The sequence below is a fragment of the Agrobacterium sp. NPDC089420 genome, from assembly GCF_044900305.1.
Taxonomy (GTDB): Bacteria; Pseudomonadota; Alphaproteobacteria; order Rhizobiales; family Rhizobiaceae; genus Agrobacterium.
In genome coordinates, this window is the sequence record NZ_JBJDMY010000008.1 from 24,144 (window position 1) to 38,381 (window position 14,238).

The following is a 14,238-nucleotide window of genomic DNA, read 5'->3' on the forward strand; positions in this document are numbered from 1 at the left end:
CGTCACTGGAATTCCAGGCCCATCCGGGCAAGATCGTCCCAAAGGCTCTCGGCGAAGCCGCGCAGCACGATGATCTCGAAGGCCTGCCCGTCGAGCCGGGTGATGTGGGCGGCGATGTGGCCGATAAGCGTGGTGGCCGAGTGTCCGACCGGAAAGGCTCTAGGCGAAAGATCGACCGCCGTTCCTTTTGCCAGCACCCGTTCGGCCATTCTGCCTTCGATGCGGATGCGCACACGCCCCTGACTCTGGTCCACACCCGTCGCCTGCGGCTCGAGTGCTGCAAGAAGCGCCTTCATATCCGGGGGAGACAGCGGTTGTTCGCCGACGATGAACCATTGGCCGGGAGAAACCACACGCACGTCGCCTTTTGCGAGGCTGCCGAGACGGGTCTCCATGTCCGATGTGTCGGGGGCGGCGAGCACATGAATGATCGTACCCTCCGGCAGGGGGGAGAGCTTGATGGCGGTGGAAGCAATCGCTCCCTTTTTGCCCAGAACCGGGCGGAGGGCCGGCCGGAAACCAGATTTGAAATCAGGCTTGAAATCAGACATGGAGCTTCTCGTTTTCAGGGTCGAAGAAAACCGGGTGGCACAGGCGGGCGGCGGTGAACTCATTGCGCAGACCGTTCCAGACCACGACTTCCTCGCCATGCCGTTCACGGCCGTTCTTGACGAGGGCGAGACCGATGGTGGAGCCGACATGCGGTGAAAACGCGCTTGAGGTCACATAACCCTGATCGTTCTCCAGCGTTGCCGCCGCATGCCTTTCGAGAATATGCGAACCGGTGCGGAAAGACTGGTTTGTATCAAGCGGTACGACGCCGACAAGGCTTGGACGATCGGCTGCGGAAAGTCCCTCTCGCTCCAGCATCCGCCGGCCGATGAAATCGGCCTTGGCGGTGGAGACCATTTTGCCGAAGCCAAGATCGGCTGGCACCACTGTGCCGTTGATTTCGTTGTGGGTGACATGGCCCTTTTCGATGCGCAGCACGCCCAGCGCCTCGACGCCATAGGGCATGATCCCGTCGGGCTTGCCGGCTTCCATCAGTGCATCGGCGACGCTTTCGCCGTAACCGGCCGGGACGGCGAGTTCGTAGGCCAGTTCGCCGGAGAAGGAAATCCGGAACAATCGTCCGTGCAATTGCCCGCCAAATAGCGAGACTTCCCTGGCGGCAAGGAAGGGGAAGGCTTCATTGGACATATCTTCATCGACGATCCTCTGGAGGATGGTGCGCGCCTTCGGTCCGGCAATCGCCATCTGCGCCCACTGGTCGGTGACGGAGGCGAGCCTTACGTCGAGGTCCGGCCAGAGCGCCTGGGCGCAGAATTCCAGATGGTTCATGACGCCCGCGGCATAGGCCGTGGTGGTGGTCATGAAAAAGCGGTCCTCCTCCAGCCGGCTGGTGGTGCCGTCATCATAGATCATGCCGTCTTCGCGCAGCATCAGGCCATAACGCGCCTTGCCGACCGGCAGTTTCAGGAAGGCGTTGCAATAGACCCGGTTGAGGAACTCGGCGGCGTCTTTGCCGCAAATTTCGATCTTGCCGAGCATCGAGACATCGCAGAGCCCGGCATTCTTGCGGACGTTCAGAACCTCGCGGTCGACACTTTCCCGCCAGCCGCTTTCACCTTTGCGGGGAAACCAGGAGGAACGGTACCAGAGACCGGTTTCAACGAAGACTGCGCCATTCTTCTCTGCCCAACCATGCAGCGGCGATTTGCGCACCGGCTGGAAATGATGGCCGTGATAGGCTCCCGTCAACGCGCCGAAGGAGACGGGCGTATAAAACGGGCGGAAGGTGGTGGTGCCGACCTGCGCCGGGGAAACGCCGCGCGCTTCCGCCAACAGGCCGATGGCATTGATATTGGAAAGTTTGCCCTGGTCGGTCGCCATACCGTTCGTCGTATAACGCTTGGCCAGTTCGACATGGCCGTAACCTTCGCTGACGGCGAGGCCGAGATCCTTGCGATGAACGTCGTTCTGGTAATCGACAAAGGCTTTTGCCTTGATGCCGGGGATGGACCAGAGCGCCTTTGCGGGCCGAGCCACGATATCGTTTTCCACGACGCCGAATGTCGGTGTGGTCGCTGCAAAACCGAGATCCTGCGCCAGCGCTGCACCCTTTCGTGCACCCTCTTCAAGGCAGGCGGCGATACCGTTTATCGCGGCGACCGCGCCGGCGAGCTCGAGCCCCTTGAGATTGGCAGGCGCTAGGAAGGCAGCATCGTCTTCCGACCAGGCCGGTTTGCCGCCGCGATGGCAGGCAAGATGGATGACGGGGCTGAAGCCGCCCGAGATGGCCAATGCATCGACATTGAGGTTCTGCGTGCGGCCATTGGCATAAATCTCGATGGCGGACAGCGCCTTGCCGCCCTTTGCATTCGAGACGACGCCCCCTTTGATAACGCGCGCCTTGCCTTCGTAGTCCGGGTTACCCTGCTCGCGGCTGTCGATGATGGCGGCAAGAGTGACACCCTGGGCCTCCAGATCGCGGGCCAGCGCATAACCACTGTCATTGGTGGTGAAGACCGCCGTCGCAGTGCCGGGGCTTACGGCATGACGGTTGAGATAGCTGCGCATGGCGCCCGCCATCATCACGCCGGGAATATCATTGCCGCCGAAGACCCGCGGCCGTTCTTCCGCGCCGCTGGCAAGCAGCGCCCGCTTGGCCACGATGCGCCAAAGGCGCTCCACGGGCACGTGGGCTTTGGGGTTAGCCAGGTGTTTCTGCACAAGCTCCAGCGCGCCGAAGACATTGCCGTCGTACCAGCCGAAGGCCGTGGTCCGCGTCAGCACCGTCACATTCGGCAGGGTTTCGAGTTCGGCGACGCATTGCGCCGCGAAATCCGGAGCGCTTTTGCCGCCGATGGCTGCGGTCTCGGAAAGAAGTCCGCCGCCTGCCAGGGAATGCTCATCGACAATGATGACGCGCGCGCCGGCACGGCCGGCGGCAAGGGCCGCGGAAAGGCCCGCCGCGCCGGCGCCGATCACCAGCAGGTCGCAATGCGCCCAGCATTTGTCATAGGCATCCGGGTCCGCCTCGTAGCTCGCCTTGCCGAGACCGGCGGCTTTGCGGATGAAGGGCTCGTAGATTTTTTCCCAGAAGGCGGCGGGCCACATGAAGGTCTTGTAGTAGAAACCTGCGCCGAGGAACGGCGAAAGAAGGCCGGTCAAGGCGCCGATATCGAAATCGAGCGAAGGCCAGCGGTTCTGGCTTCTCGCTTCCAGCCCGGCATAAAGCTCTTGCATTGTGGCGCGTGTATTCGGCTCCGTGCGGCCGCCACGGCCTATGGTCATCAGGGCATTCGGCTCGGCGGCGCCCGCCGTCAATATGCCGCGCGGGCGGTGATATTTGAAACTGCGGCCGACGAGTTGCTGGCCATTGGCGAGCAGTGCGGAGGCGAGGCTGTCACCCGCAAAGCCTGACATCGGTTTGCCGTCGAAGGTGAAGGAAAGCGGTTTGGAGCGGTCGATCAGACCGCCGGTCTTCAGGCGGTGGGAGCTCATGCGCTTGTCACTTTCGTTTTGTCGGCCGCATCGCGGCAGGCGGATATCTCGTGGGTGACGGTATCGCGCGTCACGACCAGCCAGCGGCGGCATCCGGAGGTATGGTGCCAATATTCCTCGTAAATGCCGCGCGGGTTGTTGCGCAGATAGACGTAATCGAACCATTCCTCCGTCCCGGCATCGGCAGCGGGCCTTTGAAGGGCTTCACCCTTGATGGTGAATTCTTCCTTGGGTCTTGGCCCGCAATGCGGGCAGGGCACGAGACTTGCCATTTCGAATGTCCTTGATCCGCCAGAGAGCGGGGATGGCGAAAACTAGGAACGGATTTCGCCTGAAATCCCGCTACAGATTTAGTGAAGGTTGGGCTGTGCGCCCTGGCCCTTTTCATCGATGAGATAACCGCGCCGGAAGCGGTCCAGCCGGAAGGCCGTTGCCGTTTCCTGCGGCGTGCCGCGCGCCAGAAGATGGGCGAAGCAGAAACCGGAGGCGGGCGTCGCCTTGAAGCCGCCGTAACACCAGCCGGCATTGAGATAGAGATTGTCGATCGGCGTTTGATCGATGATCGGCGAACCGTCCATCGACATATCCATGATGCCGCCCCAGGAGCGCAGGACCCGGACGCGGGAAAGCGCCGGTATCATCGCCTTGCCGGCTTCCGCCACATGCTCGACCGTCGCCAGATTGCCGCGTTGGGCATAGGAATTGTAGCCGTCCATATCGCCGCCGAAAACGAGGCCGCCCTTGTCCGATTGCGAGACGTAAAAATGGCCCGCCCCGAAGGTGACGACGCCATCGATAAAGGGTTTCAGACCCTCTGACACAAAAGCCTGCAGCACATGGCTTTCGATCGGCAGCTTCAGCCCGGCCATGGCCGCCACCTGCGAAGAATTGCCCGCCGCCGCCAAAGCCAGCTTGCCGCAACCGATGAAGCCGCGGCTCGTTTCGACGCCCACGACCGCGCCGTTTTCGCGGCGAATGCCCGTCACTTCACAGCCCTGGATGATGTCGACGCCCCGGCTATCTGCGCCGCGCGCATAACCCCAGGCTACGGCATCGTGACGGACGGTGCCGCCGCGCCTTTGCAGCAGGCCGCCCTGAATGGGAAAACGGGCATTGTCGAAATCGAGAAACGGCAACATCGCCTTTACCGAGGCGCGGTCCAGCAACTCGGCATCGACACCATGCAGCCGCATGGCGTTGCCACGCCTTGTATAGGCGTCGCGCTGTGCATCCGAATGATAGAGGTTCAGCACGCCGCGCTGGGAAACCATGGCGTTGAAGTTGAAATCCTGTTCCAGCCCCTCCCACAGCTTCATCGACAGTTCGTAGAAGGGATTGTTGCCCGGCAGCAGATAATTGGAGCGGATGATCGTGGTGTTGCGGCCGACATTACCGGAGCCGATATAGTTTTTCTCCAGCACCGCGACATTGGTGATGCCGAATTCCTTGGCGAGATAATAAGCGGTCGCCAGCCCGTGCCCGCCGCCGCCAACGATGATGACGTCGTAATGCGGTTTGGGTGACACGTCCCGCCATGCGGGTTTCCAACTCTTGTTGCCGAAAAGGCCGTTCTTTAAAATCGAAAAAGCAGAATAGCGCATCTGGCGTACCTCGAACGATATCAAGCAAGCTTAGCGATGCTGTTCAGAAGTATATTGCGGATAAGAGACATTATGATTTAAAAAAGAGACATGGCCGCCATCGAACAGAAAAATGTCCAGTGCATTGGTTTCGTCCTGGTTCCGAATTTTGCGCTGATGTCCTATGCCTCGGCGGCGGAGCCGTTGCGCGCCGCCAACCTCATCGCTGGAACCGATCTTTACGATGTAGTTCCCCTGTCTTTTGATGGCGAGGCCGTCAGAAGTTCTTCCGGCATCATTGTCGGCTGCGAGGCACTCGCCGGCGCAGGCGAGCGATGCCACACGATTTTCGTCTGTGCAGGCGGCGGGCCGCAGGACTGGGCCGTTGCGGAAAATTCTTACGGGACGTTGCGGCGGCTGGCGCGGCAGGGTGTCAGGATCGGGGGCATTTCCAGCGGCGCTTATGTGCTGGCAGCGGCGGGATTGCTGGATAACCGCGATTTCACCATTCATTGGGAACATGCGCCGGTGCTGAAAGAGACCTTCGGCCATCTCACACCCCGACAGGCGCGGTTTGTTTTCGATGGAGACCGCATCACCTGCGCTGGCGGCGTTGCGCCCCTCGACATGATGCATGCGATGATTTCGCAGAGAATGGGCGCGCATTTCGCAAGGCGTGTCAGCGACTGGTATCTGCACACGGCGGTCGCCGAACCCGGTGCGCCGCAGCGCGGCTCCTCGGCGGAGCGTCACGGCACCCACCATCCGGCCTTGCTGACCGTGCTGGAAAAGATGGAAACAACGATTGAAAGCCCGCTCGACCGGCAGACCATGGCGAGGCTGGCGGGCACAAGCGCGCGCCACCTCGACCGGCTTTTTGCCACCCATCTGAAGTCGAGTTTTCTGGAGACATACCGCGCGATCCGCCTCGACCACGCCCGGCGATTGCTGGAGCAAAGCCCGCTCTCCATTGCGGAAGTGGCCTTCGCCACCGGCTTTTCCAGTGCAGGCCATTTTTCGGGATGCTTCAAGGCCCGCTTCGGTCAAACACCAAATGCCCTGCGGCAAAGATTTCCTCCGAATTAAAATAGTTTTCCTGTAAGGAAGGGAAAATACGATAATGCCGGAGGACACCATGGCCAAGGAAACCACCAAGACCGAAGCTGCGTTTCCGTCGCAGGATCCGCATGCCGTTCGCGAGCCGAGGGTCAACAATCTGGAAATGGCGATCGGCCACGAGGTGCGCGCCTATCGCAAGAAGCTCGGCATCACCGTCACGGATCTTGCATCTGCCACCGGCGTTTCCGTGGGCATGCTGTCCAAGATCGAGAACGGCAACATCTCGCCGTCGCTTACCACGCTGCAGACGCTCTCCAAGGCGCTCGGCGTGCCGATTACGGCCTTCTTCCGCGGTTTCGAGGAGCCGCGCAGCGCCACCTTCGTCAAGGCGGGGCAGGGCGTGAATATTGAACGCCGAGGCACCCGCGCCGGCCATCAATACAGCCTGCTTGGCCACATCGACAACAATACCAGCGGCGTCACCGTCGAGCCCTATCTCATCACGCTCACCACGGATTCGGATGTGTTCCCGACCTTCCAGCATGAGGGCATGGAGTTTCTCTACATGCTGGAAGGCGAGGTGGTCTATCGCCATGGCGAGCAGCTTTTCACCATGCAGGCCGGCGACAGCCTGTTTTTCGACGCCGATGCGCCGCACGGGCCGGAAGAGCTGGTGAAGCTTCCGGCGCGGTATCTGTCGATCATCTCCTATCCGCAAAGGCGAATGACCAATGACTGAGAATTTGCCTTAGAAGAAAAAAATATTCCTGATAGTTGACGGAATGGAATTCCATATGTTAGCCCTTCATTCAGAAACGAATGGAGGTGCCTGTCGATGTGCGGCATTGTTGGACTATTCCTGAAAGACAAAAGCCTTGAACCGCAGCTGGGCCAGCTGCTTTCGGACATGCTGGTCACCATGACCGATCGCGGGCCGGATTCGGCCGGCATTGCGATCTATGGAAGCGCTGCCAATGGCCGTGCGAAAGTGACGATCCAGTCGGCCGATCCCGCCGCTGATTTTTCCGGTCTCGCCGAGGCGCTGAAGGAAAACGGCGTTGACGCCTCGGTCACGGTAAAAAGCACCCATGCGGTTCTCGATATTCCCGCCGGGAAGCTGGATGGTATCCGTCCGGTTCTTGCCGCAATCCGCCCGAATGTGCGGGTGATGGGTTCCGGCGACAGTGTGGAAATCTATAAGGAAACCGGCTTGCCAAAGGACGTGGTCACCCGTTTCGACGTGCGCTCCATGGCCGGCACCCATGGCATCGGCCACACCCGCATGGCGACGGAATCGGCAGTGACGACGCTTGGCGCGCATCCCTTCTCCACCGGCGCCGACCAATGCCTGGTGCATAACGGTTCGCTTTCCAACCACAATAATCTGCGCCGCGAACTGGTGCGCGAAGGCATGACGTTCGAGACCCAGAACGACTCGGAGGTCGCTGCCGCCTATCTCACGGCGGAAATGGCCAAGGGTAAGGATCTGGGCGAGGCGCTCACCGGCGCGCTCGACGATCTCGACGGTTTCTTCACCTTCGTCGTCGGCACCAAATCCGGTTTCGGCGTGGTGCGTGATCCCATCGCCTGCAAGCCGGCAGTGATGGCCGAGACCGACCAATATGTCGCTTTCGGCTCGGAATATCGCGCGCTCGTCAACCTGCCCGGCATTGAAAACGCCCGCGTCTGGGAGCCGGAACCGGCGACCGTCTATTTCTGGGACCATGAAAAGGCCGCCTGAGACCCGTCATCGGCGCCTGTTTTGAAAGTCATAATCCATGCCAGTTTTCGATCTCTCCCACACGCCCTTGCGTGAACTCAACAAGGCGCTTCACGGCCTTTCCTCGGGCACAAACGATACCGAATTCGAAGTCGTCAATCCGCGCGGTCACCATGCCGTCGCGGTCGGCATCGACAGCCCCGTCACCGTCGATGTGCACGGTTCGGTCGGTTATTATTGCGCCGGCATGAATGATGGCGGCACCGTTACCGTGCACGGTTCGGCCGGGCCGGGTGTCGCTGAAAACATGATGTCCGGCACCGTCGTCATCGAGGGTGACGCTTCCCAATATGCCGGGGCCACCGGTCGCGGCGGGCTTCTGGTCATCAAAGGTAATGCCGCTTCCCGCTGCGGCATTTCCATGAAGGGCATCGATATCGTCGTGAAGGGCAATATCGGCCATATGTCCGCCTTCATGGGCCAGTCCGGCCATCTCGTCGTCTGCGGCGATGCGGGCGATGCGCTGGGTGACAGCCTTTATGAGGCGAAGCTTTTCGTGCGCGGTTCGGTGAAGAGCCTGGGTGCCGATTGCATCGAGAAGGAAATGCGGCCCGAGCATCTCGAAAAGCTTGCAGAACTCCTCGAAAAGGCCGGCGTCACGAATGTCAGCCCCGGTGAGTTCAAGCGCTACGGCTCGGCCCGCACGCTCTACAATTTCAACATCGACAACGCCGACGCGTATTGAGGCGAGGGATATTCCGATGAGCTATCACAACCCCTTCACCCCGCCGCGCAAATCCGCAACCTTTGACGACCATACGCTGGCGGAAATCCGTCGTGCGGCGGCGACCGGTATTTATGACATTCGCGGTGCGGGCACCAAGCGCAAGGTGCCGCATTTCGACGACCTGCTATTTCTCGGCGCTTCCATCTCGCGTTATCCGCTCGAGGGTTATCGTGAGAAATGCGATACGACCGTGACGCTCGGCACCCGTTTCGCCAAGAAGCCGATCACGCTGAAAACGCCGATCACCATTGCCGGCATGAGCTTCGGCGCTCTCTCGGGCAATGCCAAGGAAGCGCTCGGCCGCGGTGCGACCATCGCCGGCACCTCCACCACGACGGGCGACGGCGGCATGACGGATGAGGAGCGCGGTCACAGCCAGACGCTGGTCTATCAATATCTGCCCTCGCGTTACGGCATGAACCCGAAGGACCTGCGCCGTGCGGACGCCATCGAGGTCGTCGTCGGCCAGGGCGCAAAACCGGGCGGCGGCGGCATGTTGCTCGGCCAGAAGATTTCCGATCGCGTCGCCAATATGCGCAACCTGCCGAAGGGCATCGACCAGCGCTCTGCCTGCCGCCATCCTGACTGGACCGGGCCGGACGATCTCGAAATCAAGATCCTCGAACTGCGCGAAATCACCGACTGGGAAAAGCCGATCTACATCAAGGTCGGCGGTGCGCGGCCCTATTACGACACGGCGCTCGCGGTAAAGGCCGGTGCCGATGTGGTGGTGCTGGACGGCATGCAGGGCGGAACGGCCGCCACGCAGGATGTCTTCATCGAAAATGTCGGCATGCCCACGCTCGCCTGCATTCGCCCCGCCGTTCAGGCGCTGCAGGACCTCGGCATGCACCGCAAGGTGCAGCTCATCGTCTCCGGTGGCATTCGGTCGGGTGCTGATGTCGCCAAGGCGCTGGCGCTCGGGGCCGATGCGGTCGCCATAGGCACGGCGGCGCTGGTGGCGCTGGGCGACAATGATCCGCATTGGGAAGAGGAATATCAGAAACTCGGCACCACGGCCGGCGCTTATGATGACTGGCACGAGGGCAAAGACCCCGCCGGCATCACCACGCAAGACCCGGAACTGGCGGCCCGTCTCGATCCCGTCGCTGCCGGTCGCCGCCTTGCCAATTACCTGAAGGTCATGACGCTCGAAGCGCAGACCATCGCGCGCGCCTGCGGCAAGAACCATCTCCACAATCTGGAGCCGGAAGATCTGGTGGCGCTGACCATGGAGGCGGCTGCCATGGCGCAGGTTCCGCTCGCGGGAACGAACTGGTTCCCGGGGAAAGGCAGCTTTTAAGCCATAAGAACGGACGGGCGCATTTGGGAGGATGTGCCCGTCTTTTTTCAATGAAGTGTCTGATACCAAAAAAAGGGGAATGACGTGACACTGGACCTCTCCAAATTTGCTGCCGAAAAGGGCATCAAATATTTCATGATCAGCTACACCGATCTCTTCGGCGGCCAGCGCGCCAAGCTGGTGCCGGCGGAAGCGATCGCGGATATGCAGAAGGATGGCGCGGGTTTTGCCGGTTTCGCCACCTGGTTCGATCTGACGCCGGCCCATCCCGATCTTTTCGCCGTGCCGGACCCATCCTCGGTCATCCAGCTTCCGTGGAAAAAGGATGTCGCCTGGGTTGCTGCCGATTGCGTGATGGAAGACCAGCCGGTGGAACAGGCGCCACGCGTGGTTCTGAAAAAACTCATCGCGGAAGCGGCAAGCGAGGGGCTCAGGGTCAAGACCGGCGTGGAGCCGGAATTTTTCCTGATTTCGCCGGATGGCGCGAAAATCTCCGACGAATACGACACGGCGGAAAAACCCTGCTACGACCAGCAGGCGGTGATGCGCCGTTACGATGTGATCGCCGAGATTTGCAATTACATGCTGGAACTGGGCTGGAAGCCCTACCAGAACGACCATGAGGACGCGAATGGCCAGTTCGAGATGAACTGGGAGTATGACGATGCGCTGCAGACCGCAGACAAACATTCCTTCTTCAAGTTCATGGTCAAGTCCGTTGCCGAAAAGCACGGGCTGCGCGCCACCTTCATGCCGAAGCCGTTCAAGGGGCTGACCGGCAATGGCTGCCATGCCCATATCTCGGTCTGGGACCTCGACGGCAAGGTCAATGCCTTCGCCGACAAGGCGATGCCGTTCGGTCTGTCGGCCAAGGGCAAGACCTTTCTCGGCGGCATCATGAAACATGCGTCCGCTCTTGCCGCGGTCACCAATCCCACGGTCAATTCCTACAAGCGCATCAACGCGCCGCGCACCATTTCAGGCGCGACCTGGGCGCCGAATACGGTGACCTGGACGGGTAATAACCGCACCCATATGGTGCGTGTGCCGGGGCCGGGGCGGTTTGAACTGCGCCTGCCGGATGGAGCCGTGAACCCCTATCTGCTGCAGGCCATCATCATCGCCGCCGGCCTCTCCGGCATCCGCTCCCAGGCCGATCCCGGCCCGCACCACGATATCGACATGTATCGCGAGGGTCACACGGTCACGGATGCGCCGAAGCTGCCGCTCAATCTTCTCGATGCGCTGCGCGAATATGAGAAGGATACGGAGTTGCAGCAGGCGCTCGGCGTGGAATTTTCGAAAGCCTATCTGAAGCTCAAGCAGGGCGAGTGGAACAGCTACTGCGCACAATTCACCGCTTGGGAGCACCAGACCACGCTCGACGTCTGAGCCCGGTTTTCCCCGCCGCCCTTGCGGCTTTTCCCGCGCGCGTCAAACCGCGCGGGTTTTTCCCATATTGATGACAGAGAGATCGCCAGATGACGAACTTCGTCCTGACCGTAACATGCAAGTCCACCCGTGGCATCGTCGCTGCTCTTTCAGGCTTTCTGGCCGAGAAGGGCTGCAATATTGTCGACAGTTCGCAGTTCGACGATCTCGGCACCGGTCGCTTTTTCATGCGCGTGGGTTTCATTTCCGAGGAGGGCGCGACACGTGATGTGCTGATGGCGGGGCTGACACCGATTTCGGAAAAATTCGGCATGGAAGTGGCGCTGCACGACCAGTCGGAGCGGATGAAGGTTCTGCTGATGGTCTCGCGTTTCGGCCATTGCCTCAATGACCTGCTTTACCGTTGGCGCATCGGTGCGCTGCCAATCGACATTGTCGGCGTGGTTTCCAACCATTTCGACTACCAGAAGGTCGTCGTCAATCATGATATTCCCTTCCACCACATTCCGGTGACGAAGGAGAACAAACCGCAGGCCGAAGCCCGGATCATGGAGATCGCTGAAAACACCGGCACGGAACTCGTCGTGCTGGCGCGCTACATGCAGGTGCTTTCCGACAGGATGTGCGAGGCGATGTCGGGAAAGATCATCAATATCCACCACTCCTTCCTGCCGAGCTTCAAGGGCGCCAACCCCTACAAGCAGGCCTATCAGCGCGGCGTGAAGCTGATCGGCGCGACAGCGCATTATGTGACGGCCGATCTCGACGAAGGCCCGATCATCGAACAGGATATTGTCCGCATCACCCATGCCCAGAGCGCGGAGGATTATGTCTCGCTCGGTCGTGACGTGGAGGCGCAGGTGCTGGCGCGTGCCATCCACGCCCATATCCACCGGCGCGTGTTTTTGAATGGCAGTCGTACCGTGGTGTTCCCGCCCAGTCCCGGTTCCTATGCGTCTGAAAGGATGGGATGACGCCTTTCGTGTTGCGGCAGGCTGTCCGTCCGCGCGGCGGCTGTTGCCAGAACCCTGATGCGCGGCTAAATAACTTGGTACGCCATAATATCAAGAGCCAGAACCTGCTTTGGCGTGCGGCGAGCGCCGGCGGGATGTGCCAGACGAGGTGATACCATGACCGGTGCTTTGCAGGGAACTGCCATTCGTGTTGAACGTCCGACGAAGACGCTGAGGGAGCTTGCACTCGACAAGGTGCGGGATGCCATCGTGAATGGTTATTTCCGTCCGGGAGACCGTCTGGTGGAGCGCGATCTTTGCGCCCAGCTCGGTGTTTCCCGCACCATCGTGCGTGAAGTCCTGCGGCATCTGGAATCCGAGGGACTGGTGGCGAACCTGCCCAATAAGGGACCGATGGTCGCGATGCTCGATCTCGACGAGGCCAAGCAGATCTATGAGATCCGCGGCGCGCTGGAGGGAATGGCGGCGCGGCTCTGCGCCGAGCGCCGCGATCCGGCCATCGTCGAGGCCCTTGAGGTTTCACTCCAGCATATCCGCGAAAGTTATGCCGCCAAGGACATGCCGGGCGTATTGGCGCATACCTCGTCCTTTTACCAGACATTGTTCAGCAAGATAGATCGCCATGTCGCCTGGGGTGTCGTCAATCTGCTGACGGTGCGCATCAATCATCTCCGCTCCATGACCATCAAGACGAAAAGCCGCGATACCGATGGTCCCGCACAGATGGAAAAGATCGTCGAGGCCATCCGAAAGGGTGACGGCGACGCCGCCTACAAAGCCGCGCTCGATCATGTGACGAGCGCCTGCGCCATTGCCGAAGCCGTCCTGACGGCGCAAAAAACCGCCGATTGACGGATTTTTCGGCTGAAATCTATCCATCCTTGTGGCTCCCCGCCGGGAGCCGCACGGATGCGATTTTCTTTATTTTATTGTTGTTTTACAATAATTTAGAAAATCAATTTACCGCTTCTTGACAGGGTAAACCATTTGATGTGATGGTATGCCATAATCAATAATATAAAAGAGCGGAGCTTAATATGAACTGGAATCCGATTTCCCGGAAATGCATAGCCGTGCGCGCCGGAACCCTTTTGGCGGGGGCCGCACTTACCCTTTTTGCCGGTGCCGCCGTGGCACAGGACTGCACGCCGAAAATAGCCGACGACCATCTCATCAAGCCCGGTCATCTCGTCATGGCCACCAGCCCGACCTTGCCGCCCATGGCTTATGCCGATCAGCAGGGTGTCCTTAAAGGGCTGCGCATCGAGCTCGGATATGAGATTGCCAAGCGGCTCTGCCTGAAGCCGGAATATATCAGCACCGAATATGCCACCATGGTGCCGGGTCTGCAGGGCGGGCGCTGGGACATGATCAATGCCGGTCTGTTCGTCACGGCGGAGCGGCGCAAGATCCTGTTCATGATCCCCTATGAAAACCTTGCCATCAGCATTTCCACGGCCGTCGGCGCGTCCGATCCCATCACCAAGGTCGATGATCTCGCCGGCAAGGCCGTCAGCACCGATATTGGCGGTTATGCCGAGCGCAAGATCAAGGAACTCAACGAAGACTTCAAGAAGCGCGGTCTTTCGCCGATGACGATCAACCTGTTCGACAATTATGCCACGGTTTATCAGGCGCTGCGCGCCGGTCAGGTGCAGGCGGCTGTCTCCATCGATCCCGTTGCCAAGCAATATCAGGATCGCGGCGAATTTACCCACGCGCTGTCCGGCATGTATCCCACCCCGGGTTCGCTTTCCTTCGGCAGCAAGGACGTGGCCGATGCCGTTTCCGTCGCCCTGAAGGCGATGAAGGCCGACGGTTCGCTTGAAAAGCTGATGGGCGGTTATGGTGTGAGCATAGCGCCGGGCGACCTCGCCGTTCTCGGTCCGGAAGGCTGAACTTCATCCATCTGAACT

Annotated in this window: 13 protein-coding genes; 9 read left to right on the forward strand and 4 right to left on the reverse strand. The window is 60.4% G+C overall.

Annotated elements, in window-relative coordinates; translation table 11 throughout:
- Window positions 1-2: 2 nt before the first annotated feature.
- The 4 genes from soxG to ACI2KA_RS14205 form a co-directional block, all read right to left on the reverse strand.
- Window positions 3-551: a sarcosine oxidase subunit gamma family protein gene (gene soxG, locus ACI2KA_RS14190; protein ID WP_404503055.1), complete on the reverse strand. Its 549-nt coding sequence runs from the start codon at window positions 549-551 to the stop codon at window positions 3-5.
- A complete protein-coding gene (locus ACI2KA_RS14195) occupies window positions 544-3,507 on the reverse strand; it encodes a sarcosine oxidase subunit alpha (protein ID WP_404503057.1) in 2,964 nt (987 codons plus the stop codon). The genes soxG and ACI2KA_RS14195 overlap by 8 nt, the downstream gene beginning before the upstream one ends.
- Window positions 3,504-3,779, reverse strand: a complete 276-nt coding sequence (locus tag ACI2KA_RS14200) for a sarcosine oxidase subunit delta (protein WP_404503058.1) — start codon at window positions 3,777-3,779, stop codon at window positions 3,504-3,506. Before ACI2KA_RS14200 ends, ACI2KA_RS14195 begins: the two co-directional genes overlap by 4 nt.
- Window positions 3,780-3,857: 78 nt before the next feature.
- Entirely contained in the window at window positions 3,858-5,108 is a 1,251-nt protein-coding gene (locus tag ACI2KA_RS14205) for a sarcosine oxidase subunit beta family protein (protein WP_404503060.1), read from the reverse strand.
- A gap of 90 nt (window positions 5,109-5,198) precedes the next feature.
- On the opposite strand from ACI2KA_RS14205, the gene ACI2KA_RS14210 reads away from it, so the two are divergent.
- The 9 genes from ACI2KA_RS14210 (at window position 5,199) to ACI2KA_RS14250 (ending at window position 14,220) form a co-directional block, all read left to right on the forward strand.
- The gene (locus ACI2KA_RS14210; RefSeq protein ID WP_404503062.1) at window positions 5,199-6,173 is read left to right on the forward strand and encodes a GlxA family transcriptional regulator; all 975 of its coding nucleotides are present in this window, start codon (window positions 5,199-5,201) and stop codon (window positions 6,171-6,173) included.
- 34 nt (window positions 6,174-6,207) lie between these two features.
- The gene (locus ACI2KA_RS14215) at window positions 6,208-6,885 is read left to right on the forward strand and encodes a helix-turn-helix domain-containing protein (RefSeq protein ID WP_404503064.1); all 678 of its coding nucleotides are present in this window, start codon (window positions 6,208-6,210) and stop codon (window positions 6,883-6,885) included.
- A 96-nt stretch (window positions 6,886-6,981) separates the two neighbouring features.
- Complete coding sequence (locus tag ACI2KA_RS14220) at window positions 6,982-7,887, forward strand: glutamine amidotransferase family protein (RefSeq protein WP_404503066.1); 906 nt, start codon at window positions 6,982-6,984, stop codon at window positions 7,885-7,887.
- A gap of 37 nt (window positions 7,888-7,924) precedes the next feature.
- The gene (locus ACI2KA_RS14225) at window positions 7,925-8,611 is read left to right on the forward strand and encodes a protein GlxC (RefSeq protein ID WP_404503068.1); all 687 of its coding nucleotides are present in this window, start codon (window positions 7,925-7,927) and stop codon (window positions 8,609-8,611) included.
- 16 nt (window positions 8,612-8,627) lie between these two features.
- Window positions 8,628-9,956, forward strand: a complete 1,329-nt coding sequence (locus ACI2KA_RS14230) for an FMN-binding glutamate synthase family protein (RefSeq protein WP_010973662.1) — start codon at window positions 8,628-8,630, stop codon at window positions 9,954-9,956.
- A gap of 84 nt (window positions 9,957-10,040) precedes the next feature.
- Window positions 10,041-11,348, forward strand: a complete 1,308-nt coding sequence (gene glnT / locus ACI2KA_RS14235; protein WP_404503070.1) for a type III glutamate--ammonia ligase — start codon at window positions 10,041-10,043, stop codon at window positions 11,346-11,348.
- 89 nt (window positions 11,349-11,437) lie between these two features.
- Window positions 11,438-12,322 carry a formyltetrahydrofolate deformylase gene (purU, locus tag ACI2KA_RS14240; protein ID WP_404503072.1) on the forward strand — a complete coding sequence of 295 codons (885 nt, stop codon included), beginning with the start codon at window positions 11,438-11,440 and terminating at the stop codon, window positions 12,320-12,322.
- Between the two features lie 156 nt (window positions 12,323-12,478).
- Window positions 12,479-13,174, forward strand: a complete 696-nt coding sequence (locus ACI2KA_RS14245) for a GntR family transcriptional regulator (protein ID WP_404503074.1) — start codon at window positions 12,479-12,481, stop codon at window positions 13,172-13,174.
- 185 nt (window positions 13,175-13,359) lie between these two features.
- Window positions 13,360-14,220 (forward strand): transporter substrate-binding domain-containing protein, encoded by an 861-nt coding sequence (locus tag ACI2KA_RS14250; RefSeq protein WP_404503076.1) that lies wholly within the window; start codon window positions 13,360-13,362, stop codon window positions 14,218-14,220.
- Window positions 14,221-14,238: the final 18 nt, after the last annotated feature.